General features: G+C 72.3%; 13 protein-coding genes and 1 pseudogene. 6 read left to right on the top strand and 8 right to left on the bottom strand.

Features of this window, described 5'->3' with window-relative positions; translation table 11 throughout:
* Positions 1-5 precede the first annotated feature (5 nt).
* The 4 genes from PGH47_RS01920 to PGH47_RS01905 form a co-directional block, all read right to left on the bottom strand.
* On the bottom strand, positions 6-1,010 hold the full coding sequence (locus tag PGH47_RS01920) for a zinc-dependent alcohol dehydrogenase family protein (protein ID WP_271661900.1): 1,005 nt from the start codon (positions 1,008-1,010) through the stop codon (positions 6-8).
* Positions 1,011-1,143: 133 nt separating this feature from the next.
* Positions 1,144-1,494 (bottom strand): ArsR/SmtB family transcription factor, encoded by a 351-nt coding sequence (locus PGH47_RS01915; protein WP_376053197.1) that lies wholly within the window; start codon positions 1,492-1,494, stop codon positions 1,144-1,146.
* 111 nt (positions 1,495-1,605) lie between these two features.
* Entirely contained in the window at positions 1,606-3,264 is a 1,659-nt protein-coding gene (gene abc-f, locus PGH47_RS01910) for a ribosomal protection-like ABC-F family protein (protein WP_271661899.1), read from the bottom strand.
* A 318-nt stretch (positions 3,265-3,582) separates the two neighbouring features.
* Complete coding sequence (locus PGH47_RS01905) at positions 3,583-4,275, bottom strand: GAF and ANTAR domain-containing protein (protein ID WP_271661898.1); 693 nt, start codon at positions 4,273-4,275, stop codon at positions 3,583-3,585.
* 189 nt (positions 4,276-4,464) lie between these two features.
* On the opposite strand from PGH47_RS01905, the pseudogene PGH47_RS01900 reads away from it, so the two are divergent.
* The 4 genes and pseudogenes from PGH47_RS01900 to PGH47_RS01885 all read left to right on the top strand — a co-directional run.
* Positions 4,465-5,376 (top strand): annotated as a pseudogene (locus PGH47_RS01900) (aminoglycoside phosphotransferase family protein); the annotation flags it as partial.
* A 176-nt stretch (positions 5,377-5,552) separates the two neighbouring features.
* Entirely contained in the window at positions 5,553-5,780 is a 228-nt protein-coding gene (locus PGH47_RS01895; RefSeq protein ID WP_271661897.1) for an EF-hand domain-containing protein, read from the top strand.
* Positions 5,781-5,881: 101 nt separating this feature from the next.
* Entirely contained in the window at positions 5,882-7,270 is a 1,389-nt protein-coding gene (locus tag PGH47_RS01890; protein ID WP_271661896.1) for an MFS transporter, read from the top strand.
* 368 nt (positions 7,271-7,638) lie between these two features.
* Positions 7,639-8,754 (top strand): hypothetical protein, encoded by a 1,116-nt coding sequence (locus tag PGH47_RS01885; protein ID WP_271661895.1) that lies wholly within the window; start codon positions 7,639-7,641, stop codon positions 8,752-8,754.
* Between the two features lie 41 nt (positions 8,755-8,795).
* Here PGH47_RS01885 and PGH47_RS01880 read toward each other — a convergent pair whose 3' ends face one another.
* A complete protein-coding gene (locus PGH47_RS01880; protein ID WP_271661894.1) occupies positions 8,796-9,545 on the bottom strand; it encodes an NAD(P)-dependent alcohol dehydrogenase in 750 nt (249 codons plus the stop codon).
* 245 nt (positions 9,546-9,790) lie between these two features.
* A complete protein-coding gene (locus PGH47_RS01875; protein ID WP_271661893.1) occupies positions 9,791-10,582 on the bottom strand; it encodes a MerR family transcriptional regulator in 792 nt (263 codons plus the stop codon).
* A 47-nt stretch (positions 10,583-10,629) separates the two neighbouring features.
* On the opposite strand from PGH47_RS01875, the gene PGH47_RS01870 reads away from it, so the two are divergent.
* The gene (locus PGH47_RS01870; protein WP_271667953.1) at positions 10,630-11,088 is read left to right on the top strand and encodes a DUF6194 family protein; all 459 of its coding nucleotides are present in this window, start codon (positions 10,630-10,632) and stop codon (positions 11,086-11,088) included.
* Between the two features lie 36 nt (positions 11,089-11,124).
* Here the strand turns inward: PGH47_RS01870 and PGH47_RS01865 are convergent, their stop codons facing one another.
* Positions 11,125-12,597 carry an FAD-dependent oxidoreductase gene (locus tag PGH47_RS01865; protein ID WP_271661892.1) on the bottom strand — a complete coding sequence of 491 codons (1,473 nt, stop codon included), beginning with the start codon at positions 12,595-12,597 and terminating at the stop codon, positions 11,125-11,127.
* Positions 12,598-12,709: 112 nt separating this feature from the next.
* Positions 12,710-20,713, bottom strand: coding sequence for a type I polyketide synthase (locus PGH47_RS01860; protein WP_271661891.1), 8,004 nt, complete (start codon positions 20,711-20,713; stop codon positions 12,710-12,712).
* Positions 20,714-20,871: 158 nt separating this feature from the next.
* Between PGH47_RS01860 and bdeA the strand changes: the two genes are divergently transcribed.
* Complete coding sequence (gene bdeA / locus PGH47_RS01855) at positions 20,872-21,813, top strand: bis(hydroxyethyl) terephthalate hydrolase (protein ID WP_376053184.1); 942 nt, start codon at positions 20,872-20,874, stop codon at positions 21,811-21,813.
* Positions 21,814-21,970: the final 157 nt, after the last annotated feature.

The raw sequence follows: 21,970 nt of genomic DNA, 5'->3' as shown, positions 1-21,970 counted from the left end.
CCCGGCTACTCGCTCTGCCCGTGGTCCACCGTGACGACGATCTTGCCGACCTGGTCGCCCGCCGCCATGTACCGGTGGGCCTCGGCGATCTCCGTGAGGTCGAAGGTGCGGTCGACCACCGGGGTGAACGACCCAGAGGCGAGGCCCGAGTTCACGAACGCGACCGCGCGGCGCAGCCGCTCCGGGTTCGTGGTGATCTCGAAGAGGGTGTAGGTGCTGCTGGACAGCGCCGGGTAGGACCGCGCGTTGGGCAGGGGAGTGGGGCGCGGGTCGAGAGCGCCGTAGACCACGAGGAAACCGCCGGGCGCGATGCCCTGCGCGACGGTCTCCACGCCGGGCCCGGCCACCGGGTCGAACGCCAGGCGCACGCCCTCGCCGCCGGTGATCTCCTTGACGCGGGTGGGGAGGTCCTCCTCGTCGGTGACGATGACGTGGGCCGCGCCGGCGTCCAGGAGGCGCTGCTTCTTGCCGGTGCCGCGGGTGGTCGCGATCGGGATCGCCCCGATGTGCCGGGCGATCTGGATCGCGGCCAGTCCGACGCTGCTGGAGGCCGCGGTGATCAGTACGTGGTCGCCCGGACGCACATGGCCGCTCTCGGCGAGGGGGCCGTACGCGGTGACGTAGGCCATCCATACGGCGGCCGCGCTCACGGGGTCGACCTCGGCGGGGCGGGGCACGACCGCGGAGGCCGGGACGACGACGTGGTCGCCGTAGGTGCCGTAGTCGGTCTGGAGGAACGACGGCACGACCGCCACCGGGTCGCCCTCGGCGAAGACCTCCACGCCCTGGCCGACCGCCTCTACGACGCCCGCCGCCTCGTAGCCGAGCGTGGAGGGGAAGACCGGCTCGTAGAAGTAACTGCCCTCGCGGTACATGAGCTCGGCCCGGTTCAGACCGATCGCGTCGACGCGGATCCGCACCTCACCGGCGCCCGGAGCGCCCGTCTCGGTCTCGCGGAGGGTCAGGACCTCGGGGCCGCCGAGCTTGTCGAACTGTACGAGTCGTGCCATGGCGCATCCGTCCTCGGAGCAGGGGTCGGGGAAGCGCGCCGCGTCGGGCCGGCGCGCACGCCCACCCTGCTACAAACTTCGATGACTGTCAAAGTTTGATTGCCATCGAAGTTAAGTCCTCCGGTCGGCGGAGTCAGGGGGTGCCCGTCGCCGCCTCCGCGACGGCTGCCGCCACTACCGAGGACAGCAGGCCGGGGAACCGCTCCTCCATCTCCTCCGTGCGCAACGTGTTCATCTTGGCCGTCCCCTGGTAGTACTGCCGGATCACTCCGGCCTCGCGCAGCACGTTGAAGTGATGGGTGAGCGTCGAGAGCGACACCGGCGCGTCGAACCTGCCGCAGCTCATGTCCTCGTCCGCCCGGGCGAGCTGGAACACCACCGTGCGCCGGACCGGGTCCACCAGCGCGTCCATGACCTGCTGGAGCGACACCTCGGAGAGGTCGGGATGCTCCACGGTCCGGGCGGCGGTGCGAGGGCGGGCCACGGTGACTCCTCGAGGCGGTGACGGTGCGGTCCGGCCATGGTACGACCGCCGTCGAAGTGGGGGACGTGACCGACCGGGCGCACGGAGCCGCTCCGTCCACGTCCCCTCATCTCAGTGCCTCCGGCCGCCGCGCAGTTCGAGCCGTTCGCCCGGGAAGTGCTCGCGGAAGCTGCGGTCGTGCGAGACCGCCACCACCGCTCCCGGGTAGAGCGCGAGTGCCGCCTCCAGATCCTCTACGAGGTCGAGCGCGAGGTGATTCGTGGGCTCGTCGAGTACGAGGAGGTCGGCGGGCCGGGTCACCAGCGAGGCGATCTGGAGCCGTCGCTGCTGCCCCGCGGACAGTGCCGCGACCGGGACGTGCAGGTCCTCCGCACGGAACAGGCCCAGCGACAGCAGCTCATCGGCGTACTCGTCCGGTAGCCCGGGCCGTCCGGCCGCGAACGCGGCGAGCAGCGGCAGCCGCGTGGAACGGGCCGGGAGCTCCTGTGCCAGGTACCCGATCCGGGCGGGGCGGCGCACCGTGCCGGCGTCCGGTTCGAGGTCACCGGCCAGGACGCGGAGCAGTGTCGTCTTGCCGGCCCCGTTCTCGCCCGTGACCAGCAGCCGCTGTCCTGGTGCGACGGTCAGGGCGCCGTCCAGGCGCAGCCGGGCCCCGACCGCCACGCCGGTGAGCTCGACGAGGGGACGGTCGTGGTCCTGGTCGGCCGGATGCTCGTCACCTGTTGCCGACAGCGCCGCCGTGAAGCGCAGTTGCTGCGGTGGTGCCGCCACCGGGGTGCGTCGCAGGTGAGCCAGCCGTTCGCGCGCCGCGCGCACCTGGCCGCCGAGCTTCGCCTCGTGCGAGCGACGGTGCTTGCCGAAGCCCTGTCGCGGGTCCTTCCCGGTGATGGCCAGTCGCTTCCCGGCGGCGTCCAGGAGTTCCTCGATACGGGCCACCTCCTGGACCCACTCGACGTGGTCCTGCTCGGCGCGCCGCCGGGCGGCCGCCTTCGCGGCGCGGAATCCGGTCCAGCCGTCGCCGTGGCGATGCACGGTGCGCGCGTCTCGGTCGACCTCCAGGATCGCCGTGGCGACACGCTCCAGGAACCCGCGGTCATGGGTGACGGCGACCACCGTGCCGCGGTGTGCGCGCAGGTGGTCCTCCAGCCAGTGCACGGCCGCCGCGTCGAGGTGGTTGGTCGGCTCGTCGAGAAGCAGCAGCTCGGGGGCGGCGGCCAGCACACAGGCGAGCGCGAGCCGGGACTGCTCACCACCGGAGAGCGAGCCGAGCGCACGGTCCCGGGTGATCCCGGCGAGCCCGAGCCCGTGCATGGCGGCCTCGACCCGTACGTCGGCCTCGTAGCCGCCGCGTTCCTCGTACGCGATCAGCAGCTCGCCGTACGCGGCGAGCTCGTCCTCGGACGCCTCGCCGAGACGTTCCTCCGCCGCACGCAACCGCCGCTCCATGTCGCGCAGTTCGGTGAGGGCGAGGTCGACGGCGTCCTGCACGGTGCAGTCCGGGTCGAGGTCGAGGGTCTGGGCGAGGTGGCCGACGCCGCCCGGGAAGCGGACGGTGAGTTCCCCGGCGTCCGGCGCCTCGGCCGCGGCGAGCAGCCGCAGCAGGGTCGACTTGCCGGAGCCGTTCTCGCCGATGACGGCGGCCTTCTCGCCCGGGCGGACGGTGAAGGTGACCTGGTCGAGGACGATCCGGGTGCCGTAGGACTTGGTGACGTCCTTGACGGACAGCTGCGCCACGGCAGCGGGCATGGAGGTGTGGGCGCGTTCGCGCATGTGACTTCCTCTGGGGATGCGAAGGGTCTACGGGCGGCGGAAACGGCGGCGAGGGCCGTGCCCGGACTCAGCGGAAGTAGTAGAAAGTCACGCATCCACCATAGCAAAACGAACCGTCTCGTCTCCAGTGGTATTTCCGGTGGGGGACTGGCCCGCCACCACCCGTTCGCACAAGAGAACCGATAGTGCGGCTCCGGGCGGCGTGAAACGGACGTGGCTGGGGACTTGGCGTAAGAGGCCGGTCGCGGCGGCGTTCCCCTGGGGGCCGGGTCCGGCCAGGCTCCTCTGGTTCAGACCACGAGCCGGGGGAGCCGCTCCTTATTCAGACAGGCTGCCGTGCTCGCAGATCAGCCGGGCGACCTCGCGGAGCTTGATGTTGTTCTCCTGCGAGTAGCGGCGCAGTACGTCGAATGCCTGCTCCTCGCTGAGGTCATGGCTGCCCATGACGATGCCCATGGCTTCGCCGATCATGTGGCGGGTGGCGACGGCGTGCTCCATCTGGGCATGCGTGCGGGCGCTGGAGAAGGCGACCGCGGCATGGGAGGCCAGCAGCCAGCCCGCCAGTTCGCTGGCGTCGGTGAAGGCGCCGGCCTCGCGCGAGTAGATGTTCAGCGCACCGAGATCCTCGTCCTCGGTGTACAGCAGGAAGCCCATCATGCTGCCGATGCCGAGCCGCCGGGCCTCGGGCGCGTAGGAGGGCCACCGCGGCTCCTCCTCGGTGAAGTCAGGGATACGGCGAACCCGCTCGCCATCCTTGGCGCGGGCGGCGTCGAAGCACGGCCCCTCACCCATCTGCTCCTGCAACTTGTCGCTCTCGACGACCAGCTCATGCGTGGGCGCCAGAGTCTGTACCTGCTTGCCGTGCAGCACCAGGATCCCGGCCGCGTGGCACCCCTCCACGAGCTCGACCGCGGAGTGGGTGATCCGTTCCAAGGTCGCGTCGACCGACTCCTGAGCCAGCAGATCCCGCGCCATCGACGCCATCCGCTGCGCGAACAGAGCCCAGTCCATCGCGTACGCCACCCTTCGGCTCGCCTCCGTCGGCCTTGCACCCAGCATGTCACGCACAGCGCGCAGGGGGTCCGGAGACCGGTGGCGAGGCACGTAGCGAGGCGGCTGGGGCCCCAGGGCGCCCCCGCCGCTCCGATAGGTTGCCGTGCGAGGCGCGATCCCCGTCGTCCCCATCGAAGGAAGCCCGATTTGAGCCCCTTGGAAGCGGTCGAGGTTCCCCACTCCCTGGCTTGGTCGTACGCAAGAGCCTTCGGCGACGGGGGGAGGGCCTGGATCGCCGGCCTGCCGGCCCTCGCCGCGGACGTCCTGGACCGCTGGGACCTGCGACGCGACGGCGCGCCCGGCTCCGGGGAGGCCTCGCTGGTGCTGCCGGTGCTGCGCCGGGACGGCACACGCGCGGTGCTGAAGCTCCAGATGCCGAGAGAGGAGACCGCAGCGGCGCTCGTCGGGCTGCGTACCTGGGACGGCGGGGGCATTGTGCGGCTGCTCGACCATGATCCGACGAGCGCGAGCATGCTCCTGGAGCGCCTGGACGCCACCCGCGCGCTGACGTCGATCGAGGACGACGACGTCGCGATGGACATCCTCGCCGAGCTCCAGTCCCGGCTGGTCCGCGTACCGGCGCCACCCGGGCTGCGGGGCCTCGGCGACATCGCCACGGAGATGCTCGAACAGGTCCCCCGGGCCGCCACGACCCTCACCGACCCGGCGGACCGTCGGCTCCTGCTCGACTGGGCGTCGGCCGTGGCCGAACTGGTCGGCGAGCCCGGCGACCGGATGCTGCACTGGGACCTGCACTACGACAACGTCCTCGCCGCCCAACGCGAGCCATGGCTGGCCATCGACCCCGAGCCGCTCGCCGGAGACCCCGGGTTCGACCTGTGGCCGGCTCTGAACAGCAGGTGGGACGAACTGGTCGCGAAGGGCGACACGCTGCGGATCGTCCGGCGCCGCTTCGACCTCCTCACCTCGGTCCTCGACCTCGACCGCGCACGTGCGACCGGCTGGACCCTCGGGCGGCTGCTCCAGAACGCGCTCTGGGACGTCGAGGACGGCGAGAGCGCACTCGACCCGTCCGCCGTGGCGATCTCGGAGGCGCTGCTGAACCGCCTCAAGGGCGGTCGGCTGGACGGGCGGGGGAGCCGCGGGGCGGAGCCAGGCGGGACGAGGGACGCGTGAGGCGACTGTCACTCGATCGGCCGTCCGGGCACGCGAGCGGCGCGGTCATCACCCAGCCTGGCAGGGAGTCACATCCAGACGACCGGCTGGAGGACGAGATGACCACCCTGGACCCGGATCTCAAGGCCGTCACCGACCAGATGAGGATCATCGGCGACGCGGACGGTGACGGTCGGATAGACATCGAGGAATTCCTGGCAGCCCTCAGAGGCATCGGGATCGACAGGGCTCACGCCCAACGGGCGTTCGAGGAAGCCGACAAGGACCGCGACGGGGCCCTCGGGTACGAGGAGGCCGTGACTGCCGCGCGGAAGGCGTTGCAGTAGCGACAGCCCCGGCCAGGTGGCCGTGATCCCGAAGTATGGGGCATTCAGCCCTTACTGTGACCTCGACGTCTTACTCCCGTGAACGAGATGGAGTTGGGGCCGTGGCGTTCGGGGAGCCGGCCGGTGAGGGCGAGCCGGGGCAACGTACCTGGGCCCCGCTGCTGGCGGTCTGCGCCGGATACTTCATGGTGATCCTGGACGTGACGATCATCAACGTCGCCGTCCCGGTGATCGGCCGCGAGTTGTCGGCCTCGCTCACCGGCATCCAGTGGATCACCGACGGCTACACCCTGGTATTCGCCGGGTTCCTGCTGAGTGGCGGCGCACTGGGCGACCGGCTCGGCAACCGCCGCGTCTTCTGCTCGGGCGTAGGCGTGTTCACGGTGTCCTCGGCCGCGTGCGCGCTGGCGCCGAACGCCCCCTTCCTGGTCGCCGCCCGCCTGGTGGAAGGGCTCGGCGCGGCACTGATCGTGCCCGGATCCCTGGCCCTGCTCCAGCAGGCCTACCCGGCACCGGCCGCACGCGCCCGGGCCTTCGGGCTGTGGGGTTCGATGGCGGGCATCGCGGCCTCCGCCGGCCCGCTGCTGGGCGGTCTGCTCGTGACCACGATCGGCTGGCGCTGGGTGTTCCTCATCAACCTCCCGGTCGGCGCGGCCTGCCTCGCACTGACGCTGCGACACGTGTCCCCCTCGCCCCGGCGCGCCACCCGCGCCCTCGACTGGCCGGCCCAGTGCGCGGTCGTCGCGGCGGTGGCCCTCCTCACGGCCTCGCTCAACGAGGCCGGACGGCGGGGCTGGTCCGACCCTGCGGTACTCGTGGGCCTCGGCCTGGCCGTGCTGGCCGCCGCGGCGTTCGCGGTACGCGAGCGACTCGCCCGCGCCCCCGCCCTCCCCCTGGACCTGCTGCACTCACGCGCGATGAGCGGCGGTGCCGTCATCGGCCTGCTGTTCAACTTCGGCTTCTACGGCATGGTCTTCACCGCCAGCCTGGAATTCCAGCACCAGCGCGGCTACAGCGCCCTCCAAACCGGCCTGGCGCTGTTCCCGGCGGTCGCGATGACGATGTTCGCCTCCGTCCTGTCCGGACGGCTGACCCGCCGTACCGGCGACCGTCCGCTGGTGGTCTCCGGCATGCTCCTGGCCGCACTGGGCCTGGCCGGCTGGGCCGCCGCGGGATCCGACCCGGCGTACGCGCTGCTGGTGGCACCGATGATGGCCGCGGGCTTCGGCACGTCCTTCGCGCTGACCGGCTCGACCGCCACCGTGATGGGCGCCGCGCCCCCGGCCTACTCGGGCACCGCCTCCGCCCTGTTCAACACCACCCGCCAGATCGGCAGCGCCACCGGCGTGGCGCTCGGCGGCAGCCTCCTCGCCACGGCCACCGACCACAGCACCGGACTGCGCACCAGCATGGCGATCGGCGCCCTCGCCTACCTCGTCGCCGCGGTCCTCGCATGGCGGTGCGTGCCGCCGAAGCCCCGAACGGCGTAGGGGCGTTGGCGGCGGACGGCCCGTCGGGAAAAGCAGCTGCGGGGATCCCCCGAGGGCGGTTAGCGTTCGGGGTGTTCAGGTGCGCAGGCTGCGGCTACTTCGCCTCTCAAGCGGGTAACGCGGGTTCGAATCCCGCCATCGGCATCACCGGCCGGTGTCGTCCAGCGGCCCAGGACGCCTACAGTGCCGTCGCCGACCTCGATCTCTGAACACCTGTGACGCGAGCCGCCCGCCGCGGAGAACACCGCCGGGCGGCTCGGTCGCGTTCCTTGGGCGATCGATCCCCGCAGTCGTCGTACCCGGGCAACCCGTGGCACCCGGCGGGAACATGACGCCGAATCAGCCGCGAGGCTATACGCTGCGACCCTGTGACCGGAATCGATCTTGTCAACGGGATGGTCGGCGCCGTGTGCGGCATGGTCGTCGCCATCCTGTTCCAACAGCCGCTCCAGGACGCCTGGTTCAGGCTCCGCCGCCGATTCGCCACCAGGGTGCGCAGCCTGACGTACCGTGAGGACGGCTCGCCGCTGTCGACCTGGTCGACGTTCTCGATCGGTCCGCTTCACACCTCCGCCCTCATCGTGGAGGGCGACGGCGAGCAGGCCATCGCACCGGAGTCGGTCCAGGTCCGCGTACTGGACGGCGAGGCGGTCCTGCCCGAGGAGATGGCGCCCTGGCGGGCGGAGATCGAGGCGGCGGAACAGCGGGCCGAGGAGACCGGCACACGCGTCCGCACCTGGAACGGCCCCCGCTACGCCGTCGAGGGCCTGGAGATCTCCCGCACCGCACTCGAGGAGCAGCCGGAGGTGCTCCTGCGGCTGCTCCCCACCGACTACTTCACCTTCCTCGCGGCCCAGCAGCTCGACCGCCGGCTGCCCGACGGGACCACCCCGCGCGGCCGTTACCTCGACCCCGACCGCCCGCTGGACGCCCCCGCCTTCCTGCAGTGCAGCTTCGGGGTGAACATCGCCGTGGTCACGGCCGACCACCTGCTCGTCGTCAGCCGCCGTGCCCACAACGTCCGCTCCGGGCCCGGCCTTTGGGGCTCCTCGGTGAACGAGGGGCTCTCCCGGCACATCGACTCGGCCGGCCGCAGCGCGCCCGACCTCCACGAGGTGGCCCGACGCGGCATGCGCGAGGAACTCTCCCTGGAGCCGCACGAGTACACGCTCACCATGCTCGCCTTCGTCCTGGACGTCGAACGGCGCCAGTGGAGCGCCCACTTCATAGCCCACCTCATGAACCTGCGGGGCGAGACACTGCGCTCCCGTATGTCACGGGGCGTCGCGGACAGGTGGGAGCACCAGAGCATCGAGTACGTCCCGTTCCGCCCGGCGGATGTGGTCCGCTACCTCCTGCGCCCGGACCGCATCCGCCGCTGGGCCGCCGTCAGTCCGGCCCTGTACCACCTGGCCCTGGTCCACACCCACGGCCGCGGCGCCGTGGAACGCGCCGAGGCCCAGGTCGTGCGCCGCCTGAACTGAAGCGTTGGCCGGGCCTGCAACTGGCTGGGTGGCGGTCGCCGTCAGTTCGGCGGTACGACGGTGATGACGACGCCGCCGGTCTTCTGCCCGGTCTCGACGTACCGGTAGGCGTCCGGGATCCGCTCCAGCGGATAGCGCCGGTCGATGACGGGCCTGAAGCCGCCGGCCTCGATCAGCTCCCCGATGTGCCGCACGATCTCCTGACTCTGCCGCGGAATGGGGAACTTCACCTTCCTGCCCCGGAACAGAGGGGTCACGAGCGGCAGGAGCACGTTCTGCCAGCCGGGGCCGAGCTCAGACGACAGATACAGCCCGCCGGGCTTCAGCAGCCGCCTGCACCGGCCGAAGGTGCTCTTGCCGACCGCGTCGAACACGGCGTCGTACCGCTGCTCGTCCTCGGTGAAGTCCTGCACGGAGTAGTCGACGACCCGGTCCGCGCCGAGGCCCTTCACCAGCTCCACGCGGGCCGTGTCGCACACCGCGGTCACGGTGACTCCGTGGTGCTTGAGCAGCTGCACCGCCGCCGAGCCGATGGCGCCGGTCGCGCCGTGGACCAGGACGTCCTGCCCGGCGCGCACTCGGGCGACGCGCAGGAACGCCAGGGCGTAGTGCGCCCCTTCGGTGGCGGGCGCGGCCTCCTCGAACGTCAGCGCGTCGGGCATCGTCGCGACAGCACCGCCCTGCGGAACGGCGAGGTACTCGGCATGGGCGCCGAACTCGCCCTCGTTGTAGCCGAACACCCGGTCGCCGACACCGAACGACGTGACACCGCCGCCGACCGCTTCCACCACCCGCGTACTCGGTCCCGAGCACGAGCCGCCGCGGCCGGGTCAGGCCGGTGAGCGCGCGCATGAAGAACGGCTTGGCCGCACGGTAGGCACAGTCCGTACGGTTCACCGTGGTCGCGTGGACCTTCACGAGTACGTAGTCCGCACCGACCGCCGGCTTCTCCACCTCGGCGACCGTAACCACTTCCGGCGGCCCGTACCGGCTGTGCACCGCTGCCTTCATGGCCGAACCGTAGCGGCAGTGCTCCCTATGCGTCGTCCGGAGAAACCCCTGACCCGGCCCCTGTCTCTCCCCTAGGTGGGCCGGGCGATTCCCGGGAAGTGATGACGGCTGCCAGATCCGCGCCCGCCCGGAGCAGGGCCACGGTGCGTGCGGCGATCCGGTCGAGGCGTTCGCTCAGGATGCGCCGGGTCTCCTCCCGACCGTCCAGCCGGTGGAGCGAATCGACGATCTCGCGCACTGCGGGAATACCGTGTCCGGTGTTGCGCAGGGCTGCGACGATTCGGGCCGCGCGAATGGCCGGGAGGCCGTAGCGGCGCGCTCGCAGGGAGGTCACCCGCTCGGGCACGACGAGTCCCTCCTCCTCCCAGAACCGCAGGGTCGAGGGGCGGACGTTGAGCGCACCGGCGAGCTGCGTGATGGTCATCGCGTCGCCGTCGAGCTCGACCTCGGGCGTCTCCTCGTCCCGGATCGCCCGCAACGCCTGCTGAGCACGCAATGCCTCTTCACGCTCGCGTGCGAGCCGCACATGCAGCTCGCTGATCGCCGAGGCGGCCTCGGCGAGGGGCTGAGTGCGCACTCGGCTGAGCACCTCCCTGGCCGTGACCGGCCCCACGGCGCTCGCGAGCCCTCGATAGGCCGCAAGGGCGTGTACATGGACGGACGCGTAGGTGCGATAGCCATTGGCCGAGCGAGCGGCCGGGGGGATGACTCCCAGCCGCTCCATGTCGCGGACCTGTTGCACCGAGTACCCCGAGGCTCTCGCGACATCGACCGTTCTCAGCGGCACCGGCCGTGCACCGCTCGAAGCCTCGCTCATCGCCGAACCCCACAGAAGCACTTGAAGGTGATGCTTGAACCATGAGTATGGAACAGATCATCGCCGCCGTGCGCGGCTTCGACGGCGCCCTCGTGCTCCTCCCGGGACCGGAAGGCGACTTTCCCGAGCTCGCATGGGGTGACGCGTTCTTCTACCACGCCCCCGACGGCCGGATCCCGCACAACACCCAGCCCTACGGAACCATCGTCACCAAGGACTACCCCGACGACACGGCTTGCGACCTCGACCCTCCGGACCGCTGGCGCGTGAACATCCACGTCGACCGCGCCACGTTCAAGGAGCTCACGGGGGAGGAGCCCCGCGGTACCACCCGCCCCCGCGACTACACCTCCACCGACACCCTCCTGCCACACCCCGTCCACGGCCCCCTGAGCTGGCTCTGTGTCGTCAATCCCGGCGAGCGGACAGCGGACACCGTCGTCCGCCTCCTGCGGGACGCTCACGAGGCGGCTCGTGCACGGGCCGCCCGGCGGCAGGACCTGTGAAGGCTCTTTGTGATCTCAGACCCCGACTCGTCCGGCTCACACCACCCAGGACAAGCCGTCCTCGGTGACCGTGAGTGCGTCGGGGGTGAGGGCGGTGGGGGCGTCGAGGGGACCGCCGTAGAGGGCCTGTTCCTGGAGGGCGTTGCCGGTGCGGAAGGTGTGGGCGACGACCTCGGTGGTGAGGAGGGGGTTGGTTCGGGGCTGTTGGGGTGCCGTCAGGTGGTCCACGGCGGCGTCGAGTTCGGCCGCGGCCGCGCTCCAGTAGGTGCCGAGTCGGCCGGTCGCGCCCACCGCCTCGTCGCCGGAGGCCACCCCGCCGGCCAGTTCGGCGAAGGCGGCGACCTCGTCGATGTCGACCTCGGTGACCTTCTTCGCAGCCCAGAAGTACGAGTCCTCGTTGCGCTCCATGTCGTAGAAGGCGATGAGGAAGTCGTAGAACACTCCGTACTCGCGACGGTAGCGCGCCTCGAACTCCGCGAAGCCGCGTTCCTCCGGGACGCTGCCGTCGAGGGCGGAGTTCACCGCGCGGGCTGCCAGCAGGGCGCCGTACGTCGCCAGGTGTACGCCCGAGGAGAGAACCGGGTCGACGAAGCACGCGGCATCGCCGACCAGGGCCATGCCCGGGGTCCAGAGGGACGTCTTCCAGTAGGAGTAGTCCTTGCGGACGCGTACCCGGTCGTACGGCTGCTCGGTCGCGACCGGCGCGTCAGTGAGGAGCCGTGCGACTTCCGGGCATGCCTTGATCATGTCCTGCCAGGCGGCGCGGGGGTCCTGCTGGACGGCCGCGTAGTGCTCGGGCGAGATCACCGCGCCGACGCTGGTCAGGTCGTCACGCAGCGGGATGTACCAGAGCCAGCCCGCGTCGAACGCGGCGCAGAAGATGTTGCCGCTGTTGGGTTCGGGGAGCCGACGGCCGCCCGCGTAGTAGCCGAACACGGCGAGGTTGCGGAAGAAGTCGGAGTACACGCGCGCTCCGCCGACCTCGCCGTGGAGCCGGCTGGTGTTGCCGGACGCGTCGATCACGTACCGGGCGTGTGCCGTGCGTGTCGTCCCGTCCCGGTCGGTGTACTCGACGCCGTGCACCCGCTCGCCCTCGGTGAGCACGCGGCGTACGGGGCTGCCCTCGCGCACCTCGACGCCGACGCGTTCGGCGTTGCGCAGCAGGATCTCGTCGAAGCGGGACCGCTCCACCTGGAAGGCCGTCGCCGTGGGTTCCGGCAGGCGGGGCGTCATGGCGAAGGAGAACTGCCAGGGCTCGGGGGTGCGGCCCCAGCGCAGGGTCCCGCCCCGCTTGAGGGTGAAGCCCGCCTCGGCGACCTCGTCGGCGACTCCGAGGATCCGGCACAGGCCGTGCACCGTGGCGGGCAACAGCGATTCGCCGATCTGGTACCTGGGGAACGTCTCCCGTTCCAGCAGCAGTACCCGGTGACCGCGCAGGGCCACGGCCGTGGCGGCGGTCGAGCCGGCCGGTCCGCCGCCCACGACGATGAGGTCGTAGTCCGAGGTCATCAAGGGCTCCTGTTCCGAGGGGGGCAGGTGGCGCCCACTTGTCGTCGTACGTGGTCGCCATGTCGTCCGGTGGTTGTCGGCGCGCCGAGTCACCGGCGCACGGCGGTGCCCGTCACCTGGTCAGCCAGGTGCGGATCGCCGCCGCCGTGCTGTCGGCGTCCCTGTTGAGGACGGAGTAGTGGTCGCCCGGCAGGTCCGCGCTGTCGTGCGGCAGGGGCCACTGCGGCCGCCAGTCCCGTTCGGGGTCCGCCTCGCGCATGTGCGAGGTGGGCCGGCCGCGGAGCAGCAGGGTCGGGACCGGCGACGGTTCGGGCTGCCAGTTCTCCAGCACGCGCGCGTAGCCGCCTCCGGCGATCAGCAAGCCGTCGTCCAACTCGTCGACGATGTCGGCCGGAAGGGTTGTGCCCGCGGACATCAGGGCCAGCCCGCGCGGGTCGTCGCGGCGCAGCACGCCCGCGTGGGTGTCGATCAGGACCACGCCGACGGGTGCGTGTCCTGTCTGTGCCAGGTGCCGGGCCACTGCGTGAGCGACCACACCGCCCGCGCAGTAGCCGACGAGGACCGGTGCCTGGTCCGTGGGCAGGGAGCGCACGGCCTCAGCGTGCGCTCGCACCAGCGCGGCCATGCTGTGCGGGACGGCGGCCCGGTCGGTTCCGAACCCCGGGTGCTCCAGCAGGAACAGGTCGCGTTCGCCCTTGAACTGCTCGGCGAGAACGGCGGGGATGCGGTGGAGCGGGGTGAGGTAGTCGGGGATGTAGGCGATCGGCGCGCTGTCGCCTTGAGCCAGCCGCACAGCCGGAGTCGTGTGGTGGGCGTGGTCGCCGTCGGGGATGGTCGGAAGAGCGTAGGAAGCGAGATAGCGCAAGGCCATCGCCTCCAATGGCCCCTTCTCGCGCAGCACTTGGTGGTAGACGGCGCTGAAGCGATACGAAGGTGCGGGGGCGTTGGGCTCGGCCTCCGCGTCGCCGGGGTCGGCCTCGGCTTGCTCCGGCGGGGCGGATCCGTCCCGCACCGGCGGCAGCGCGCCGGCGTCCAGCAGAGCGGCATGGACGTGCGCGGCCAGCTCGGACGGTGCCGGGTACTCCAGCACCACCGTCGGAGCCAGTCGTACGCGCGTGAACGCGCTGATCCGGTTGCGGACCTGTACGGCGGTCAGGGAGTCGAAGCCGAGTTCCGTGAAAGGGCGTTCGGCGGGAAGTGCGGCCGGGTCCGGGAAGCCCAGGACCGCCGCGACCTCGATGCGGATCAGCTCGGCGAGGGCCGTCTCGCGTTCGTGCGGGGCGACCGAGGCGAGCCGCTCGCGCCACGCGCCGGGTGCCTGGGCCACCGCTGCCACCGGCTCCGCCGCTTCGCCCGGGGGCCTGGTCGTCGGCGTCGGCAGCAGGTCCGCCAGGACAGCCGGCACCGCTGAGTCGGCTACCGCCGCCAGGTCCAGCGGGATCGGCACGAGCACCGGCTCCGGGACCCGCATCGCCCTGTCGAGGAGACGGACCCCTTCCGCCTCCGTGATGGACAGGACACCGCCCTCGTTGAGACGTTCCGGTGCGACGCGGGCAGCCATTCCCTCGTCGTCGGCGGTGGTCCATGGGCCCCAGGCCAGTGCCTGGGTCGGCAGTCCGTGCGCGGTTCGGTGCCGCGCGAGTGCGTCCAGGAAGCCGTTCGCAGCCGAGTAGTTCGACTGGCCCGGTCGGCCGAGTACGCCGGCCGCCGACGAGTACAGCACGAAGGCGGACAGGCCGAGGTCCTTCGTCGCCTCGTGCAGGTGCCAGGCGCCTTCCGCCTTCGGCGCGAGCACCTTCGCCAGCCGGTCGGGTGTCATGCCGTCCACCACGCCGTCGTCCACGATCCCGGCGAGGTGGAACACCGCGGTCGGCGAAGGAAGGCAGGACGCCACCAACGCGTCGACCGCCGCACGGTCGCTCACATCGCACGCCACCACCCGCACCTTGGCGGGCAGGTCGGCCGCCCAGTCCGGAACCCGGCCGCTACGACCGGTCAGCACCAGGTGCCTCACCCCGCGCTCGGCGACCAGGTACCGGGTGAGGCTCGCGCCGAGCGCGCCGGTGCCGCCGGTGACGATCACCGTGCCCTCGGGGTCCAGGGCTGGTGGCTCCGCGGTGGGCGGATCCGCGGGGATCAGACGGGGTGCCAGGGGGAGACCCTGACGCAGGGCGACCTGGGGTTCGCCGGTACGAAGTGCCCTCTCCAGTTCCTCGGGCGCGGCCGGGACTCCGCGCCGGTCGACCAGCACGATCCGGCCCGGGTGCTCGGACTGGGCACTGCGCACGAGCCCTGCGACCGCAGCCTCGGCGAGGTCCGGGTCGTCGCCGGTGGCGTTGTGGGTGAGTACCAGAAGACGGCCCGGTCGAGCGTCGGCGGTCCAGTCGCGTACGGCCTCCAGCACCGCCGCCAGAAGCTCGCGGACACGGTCGGGCCGGGTGGCGTCCTCGGGCAGGGCGGCGGCCAGTTGGGCCACGTCGAGCAGCTCGTGCTCCGGGCTCGCGTCGGGCGTCGGCTCGGCGGGCCGCCAGGTGAGGCGGTAGGTCTCGGCAGGTGTGGTGACCGAGGCGGGCATCGCGCGGGTGACCAGGGACTCGACCGCGGCGAGGGGACGGCCGGCCGGGTCGGTCAGGGTGACCCGGAACTCGTCCGGGCCGAGCCGCCGTACGACGGCACGCGCGGCGGACGCACCCGTGGCGTACACCGTCACGCCGGTACAGGCGAGGGGGGCGCGGGGCTCACGCGGTCGGTCGCCCGGTTCCTCGGCCAGGAGCGCGGCGTGCAGAGCCGCGTCGAACAGGGCGGGGTGCAGGGTGTACGAGCTCGCGGTCGCCGTTTCCGCGGGGGACAGCGCCAGTTCGGCGAAGACCTCGCCGTCCCGTCGCCACAGGGCGGTCACCGCGCGGAAGGCCGGGCCGTAGTGGTGGCCGTGTGCCGCGAGACGCGCGTAGTCCACCGGGAGCCGCTCGGCGTTCGGAGGCGGCCAGGCCCCGGGCGGATCGGCCGGCGGTGCCTCGGTCGACCGTGTCTCGGCCAGGGGCGCCTCGGTCTGCCGTGCCTCGGCCAGGGGTGCTTCGGCCGGCGGTGTCTCGGCCGGTGGTGCCTCGCTCAGCGGTGCCTCGGCCAGGGGTGCTTCGGCCGGTGGTGTCTCGGCCGGTGGTGCCTCGGCCGGGGCGGTCGTCGCGGTGGCGTGTCGGGTCCACGGTCCTCCCACTGCGTCGGCCTCGCGGGCCCACACGGTGACCGGTCGCCCGCCTGATTCGTCCGGTGCCCCTGCCACCACCTGCACCCGCACCCGGTCCGTCGCGGAGAGCACCAGCGGCTCGTGGAAGGCCAGTTCCGCCAGCCGTACGGCCCCCGCGGTGCCGGTGGCCCGGCACGCCAGCTCGGCGAAGAGCGTCGCGGGCACCACCACCCGCTCGCCGATCGCATGGTCGGCGAGCCAGGGGTGCTCGGTGGTGGACAGTACGGCGGTGTGCCTGATCCCGGGCCCGTCGGCGTCGGGCTGGGCGTGCCCCATGAGGGGGTGGCCGGACGGGGTCCGGTGCCGGACGGCGTTCAGCCAGTAGCGCTGCCGCTGGAAGGGGTAGGTGGGCAGCGGGCGCCGACGTGCACCGCTGTCGGCGTACACCGACCGCCAGTCCACCGCCACGCCGTGCACATGCAGCGAAGCGAGCGCCTCGAACGCCGTACGCGGGTCGGGGCACGACATGAACACCGCGTCCCTGCCCGGCGCGACGCACTCCTCGGCCGCCACCGAGAGTGAGGTGGCGGGGCCCGCCTCGACGAACGCCGTGACGCCCTCGTCGGCCAACCACTCCACCGCGTCGGCGAATCGAACCGTCTCCCGCGCCTGCCGCACCCAGTGCCCGGGGTCGGCGAGCGCGTCCGGCTCGGGACGCCCCGTCAGCGTGGACACCACCGGAACGGACGGCGGGTGGTAGGTCACCGACTCCGCGACCGCACGGTACTCGGCCAGCATCGGATCCAGCAGCGGCGAGTGGAACGCGTGGCTCACGCGGAGCCGGCGGGAGAGCCGCCCGATGGCGGCGGCGAGCGCGGTCACCGCGTCCTCGTCACCGGAGAGCACGACCGATGTCGGTCCGTTGACCGACGCGACCGCGATCGACGCCGAGACCTCGTCGGGCAACTCGGCCAGTTTGCCGGTCACTTCGGGCAGTGGTGCGCGCACCGCGATCATCGCGCCGTCGGAGGGCAGCGCGGCCATCAACCGGCCTCGGGCCGCCACCAGGCGCACCGCGTCGGCGCGCGAGAACACGCCCGCGACATGCGCGGCGGCCAGCTCACCGATCGAGTGCCCGACCAGGTAGTCCGGCCGCACTCCCCAGTCGGCGAGCAGTGTGTGCAGGGATACCGCGAAGGCGAACAGCGCGGGCTGCGTGTAGTCGGTTCGCTGGAGAAGGGTGTCGTCCGGAGCGTCGATCACCTCCAGCAGGGGGCGGTCGAGGTACGGCGTGAACTCCTCGCACAGTGCGGTGAACGCCGTGTCGAAGACGGGGAAGGCGGCGCGTAGTTCGCGGCCCATTCCGGAGCGCTGGGCGCCCTGACCCGAGCAGAGCAGGGCCGTCCTAGGGCGGGGGAGTGCGGTGCCGCGGAGCACGGACGGGCCGTCGACATCGTTGGCATCGGCGCCGTCGGCCAGGGCTCGCAGTCCGGCGAGCAGGCCCTCGGCATCGGTGGCCAGGACGGCGGCCCGGTGGGACAGCGACGTCCTGGTCGTCGCCAGTGAGTAGCCGGCGTCCAACGCCGTCGATCTGTCGGTCACTTCGGCCAGTGCCGTGGCCAGGGTGCCGGCGTGGGCGCGCAGACCGGCCTCGTCGCTGCCGCTGACCAGCCAGGGGGTGATGGGGAGCCGGGGCGTGGCCGCACCCCGTCCGGCTGTGGAATCGTCGGTCCGGGCGACGTCGTGGAGCGGGGCCTCTTCGGCCGACGGCTCCTCGATGATCACGTGGGCGTTCGTTCCGCCGATGCCGAAGGACGAGATCGCCGCGCGGCGTGGGCCGTCCGGGCGGCGTGGCCATGGCCGGGCCCGGTCGAGCAGGCGTACCGCACCGGCGGTCCAGTCGACATGCGGTGACGGTTCCTCGGCGTGCAGCGAGGCGGGCAGTTCGTCGTGTCGCATCGCCTCGATCATCTTGATCACGCCCGCCACCCCCGCCGCGGCCTGGGTGTGCCCGAGGTTGGACTTGACGGAGCCGAGCCACACCGGGTCGTCCGGGGCGCGGTCCTGCCCGTAGGTGGCCAGCAGGGCGCCGGCCTCGACCGGGTCGCCGAGCGCGGTCCCCGTGCCGTGGCCCTCGACCGCGTCGATGTCTGCCGTATCCAATCCCGCGTCGGCCAGGGCCAGTTGGATGAGGTCCCGCTGTGCCTCGCCGTTGGGGGCGGTGAGGCCGTTCGACGCGCCGTCCGAGTTCACGGCGGAGCCGCGCAGCACGGCCAGCACCGGATGCCCGTTGCGCCGGGCGTCCGACAGCTTCTCCAGCAGTACCAGGCCGACGCCTTCGGCCCACGCTGTGCCGTCCGCTCCAGCCGCGAACGAGCGGCAGCGGCCGTCGGCCGACAGGCCGCGCTGACGGCTGAACGCGATGAACGGCTGCGGACTCGACAGCACCGTCACTCCACCGGCCAGCGCCAGCGTGCACTCCCCGGCCCGCAGCGACTTGGCGGCCAGATCCATCGCGACCAGCGACGACGAGCAGGCCGTGTCCAGGGTCATGGCGGGGCCGCGCAACCCCAGGACGTAGGAGATACGGCCGGACGCCACGCTGCCGGACGAGCCGATGCCGATGTGCGACTCCAGCTCGTGCGCCGGGACCCCGCTGCCGTAGCCCACGTGCATCAGCCCGACGAACACGCCCGTGTCCGTACCGCGCAGCGTCGGTGCCGGGATGCCCGCGCGTTCCAGCGTCTCCCAGGCGACCTCCAGCAGCAGGCGCTGCTGCGGGTCGGTGGCGAGGGCCTCGCGCGGCGACATTCCGAAGAACAGCGGGTCGAAGTCCGCCACGTCGTCGAGGAACCCGCCACGGCGGGTGTACGTCGTGCCGAGCCGGTCGGGGTCGGGATGGTGCAGGGACGCGAGGTCCCAGCCCCGGTCGGTGGGGAAGTCGCCGGTCGCGTCCACTCCGTCGGCCGCCACGCGCCAGAGGTCCTCGGGCGTGGCCACACCGCCCGGGTAGCGGCAGCCGACGGCGACGATCGCCACGGGCTCGGCCTCCGGACCACGCGGCGGAACCGGGGCCGTGCGTACGTCCGTGCCGTGCAGCCGGGTGTCCAGGTAGGCGGCGACTGCGGCCGGGTTGGGGTGGTCCCAGACCAGTGTCGCGGGCAGCCGCAGTCCGGTGCGCAGACTGAGCCGGTGCCACAGCGTCATCGCGTCCATGGAGGTCAGGCCCAGGTCGGCGAACGCGGTGCCGGGGTCGGCGGACGTACCGCGGATCGCCGCGGTCTCCGTGCGCACCAGGTCGGTCAGCGCGGCCCGCCGCTCGCCCGGGGTCCGGCCGGCCGGCCCTTCCAGCGTCGGCTCGGCCGGATGTCCGGCGAGCGCCTCGCGCAGCAGGGCCCGACGCGGCTTGCCCGCGGCGGTCCGCGGCACGGCCGGCGTGAAGAGGACCTCGTCGGGCACCTTGTGCGCGGAGAGCACGGCGGCGCACGCGCGCACCAGCCCCGCCGGGTCGAGCGTCTGCTCCGCCGGGACCACGAACGCCACCGGAACCTCACCCAGCAACGGATGCGCCCGCGCCACCACGGCAGCGTCCCGCACCCCCGGCAGGGCCCGCAGCACCTGCTCGACCTCGGCCGGGTCGACGTTCTCGCCGCCGCGCACGATCCGGTCGTTCAGCCGGCCGGTCACCGTCAGACAGCCGTGCTCGGCGATCCGGCCCAGGTCACCGGTGCGGTACCAGCCGTCGCACAGGGCTTCGGCGGTCTCCTCGGGGCGGTTGTGGTAGCCGAGCATGACGCCGGGGCCGCGTACCCAGATCTCGCCCTCGCGGTCGGCGCTGTCCTGTCCGGTCTCCGGATCGATCAGGCGGACTTCGGTGCCGGGGAGCGGCGTCCCGCTGCTGCCGGGTGTCCGATGGCCGGCCGGTGCCTCCATGGCGATCTTGCCGCAGGTCTCGGTGCTGCCGTAGCCGTCGAGGAGCGGGGCGCCGAACCGCGTCTCGACCTGCTCGCGCAACTCCGCTTCGCTGGGCGCGCCGGCGGTGACACAGAACCGCAGCGAGGGGACCGCGCCCAGGCCCGCGTCGAGCAACTGCCGGTAGGTGAGCGGCACTCCGCCCAGTACGGTCGGCTGGTACTCCTCGACGAGCCGGAGCAGTGCGGCCGGCTCCGGTGCCGCGGTGATCCGCGCGCTCGCGCCGGCCACCGTAGTGCCCAGGACGCACAGCGAGTGGGCGTAGGTGTGCGAGAGCGGCAGCGGCCACAGCACCCGGTCCGTCGCCGAGAGACCGAGTCTTGGCAGGTAGCAGGCGACCGGTGACCACAGCGCGGAGCGCTGGCTGGACACCGCGGCCCGGGAGGTGCCCGAGGTGCCGGACGTGTAGAGCAGCCAGGCCGGTTCGTCCAGGCCGAGATCGTCGGGCGGCGCGGAGGAAGGCCCGGTGGCGAGATCCTCGAACCAAGTGGTGTCCGGCGGCGGGCTCCCGCCCTCGTCCGCGCCGCCCCCGGTCACGACCAGCCGGATCGAGCGGCCCGCCGTCAGCCGGGCGATCCTCGGGAGGTTCCGCCGGTCGGTGACCAGTACCGCCGGATCGCAGTCGGTCAGCAGGTCCGTGAGTTCGGAGTCGGTGCCGCGCGAACTCAGCGGCACGCCGATCGCCGCGGCACGCACGGCGGCGAGGAGCCCTTCGACCAGCTCCACGCTGTTGTCCAGGCAGAACGCGACTCGGGCCCCCCGGCCGACCGACAGCCCTGTCGCCAACCGGGCGGTACGGCGCTCCAGTTCGGCCCAGCTCACTGCCCGCCGGTCATCGGTGAACGCGGGCTTCTCGCCATGCCGTAAGGAGTTCTCGACGAGCAACTCCGCGACCGGCCGGACCTCGAACACTCCTGCCACACCCACCAGTTGTCCCCCTCGCTCGCCCGCCCGCGCCATGTCGGCTCCTTGATCAGCGTACGACGGTGGCGCGGAAGCGCAGTCGGAACGAACGCGGAGCCGGCGGACAAGACCGGTGACATTGCCGGTCCGCTCGTGAGGGCCGGGCCCTGACAGTGGCACGGCCAGCCCTACCGCGACAGAGAGGACGACTCGTCGTGCAGTTCCACACCCCACCCAACACCCACACCGGCTCCCGCACTCACGCCTCCGGCTCCCCCCGGCGCCGTACCGGGCGACTGGTCGGCGCCGCCGCGGCGCTCGCCGCGGTCGTCGGCCTGGGAACCCTGACCAGCCCGGGGGCCCACGCGGCGGACAACCCCTACGAGCGTGGCCCGGCCCCCACCACCTCCAGCATCGAGGCGTCACGCGGCCCGTACGCCGTGTCGCAGACGTCCGTCTCCTCCCTGTCCGTCAGCGGATTCGGCGGCGGCACGATCTACTACCCGACATCCACCAGCGACGGCACCTTCGGCGCCGTGGCCATCTCGCCCGGCTACACGGCCTACGAGTCGTCGATCGCCTGGCTGGGACCGCGACTGGCCTCGCAGGGCTTCGTCGTGTTCACCATCGACACGCTCACCACGCTCGACCAGCCCGACTCCCGCGGCCGCCAACTGCTGGCCGCACTGGACCACCTCACCGAACGCAGCTCGGTCCGCTCCCGCATCGACGCGAGCCGCCTCGGTGTCATGGGCCACTCGATGGGCGGCGGCGGAAGCCTCGAGGCCGCGAAGTCGCGTCCGGCACTCCAGGCGGCGATCCCGCTGACCCCGTGGAACCTCGACAAGACCTGGCCCGAGGTCACCACGCCGACCCTGATCTTCGGAGCCGACGGCGACACCGTCGCCCCGGTCGCCTCCCACGCCGAACCCTTCTACTCCAGCCTGTCCTCCTCGCTGGACCGTGGCTACCTGGAGCTGAACTCCGCGACTCACTTCACGCCCAACTCGTCGAACACGACGATCGCGAAGTACAGCATTTCCTGGCTCAAGCGGTTCATCGACAACGACACCCGCTACGAGCAGTTCCTGTGCCCGCTGCCCCGGCCGAGCCTGACCATCGAGGAGTACCGGGGCAACTGCCCGCACACCTCCTGACAGCCCCGCGCCCCTCCCGTTCGGGGCACCGGCGGCGGACGTGCCCGACACGTCCGCCGCCGGTGCGGCGGCGTTGTGCGGCAGCACGGTCGCGGCAGGCGTCGACTGGGCAGCCGCACAAGCCGTCCCGCGACCGCGCGGTGACAACACGCAGGTG

The organism is Streptomyces sp. HUAS 31, from assembly GCF_028198125.1.
Classification (GTDB): domain Bacteria; phylum Actinomycetota; class Actinomycetes; order Streptomycetales; family Streptomycetaceae; genus Streptomyces; species Streptomyces chartreusis.
The sequence above is the reverse complement of the archived record's forward strand: the minus strand, read 5'-3'. Positions and strand labels throughout refer to the sequence as shown.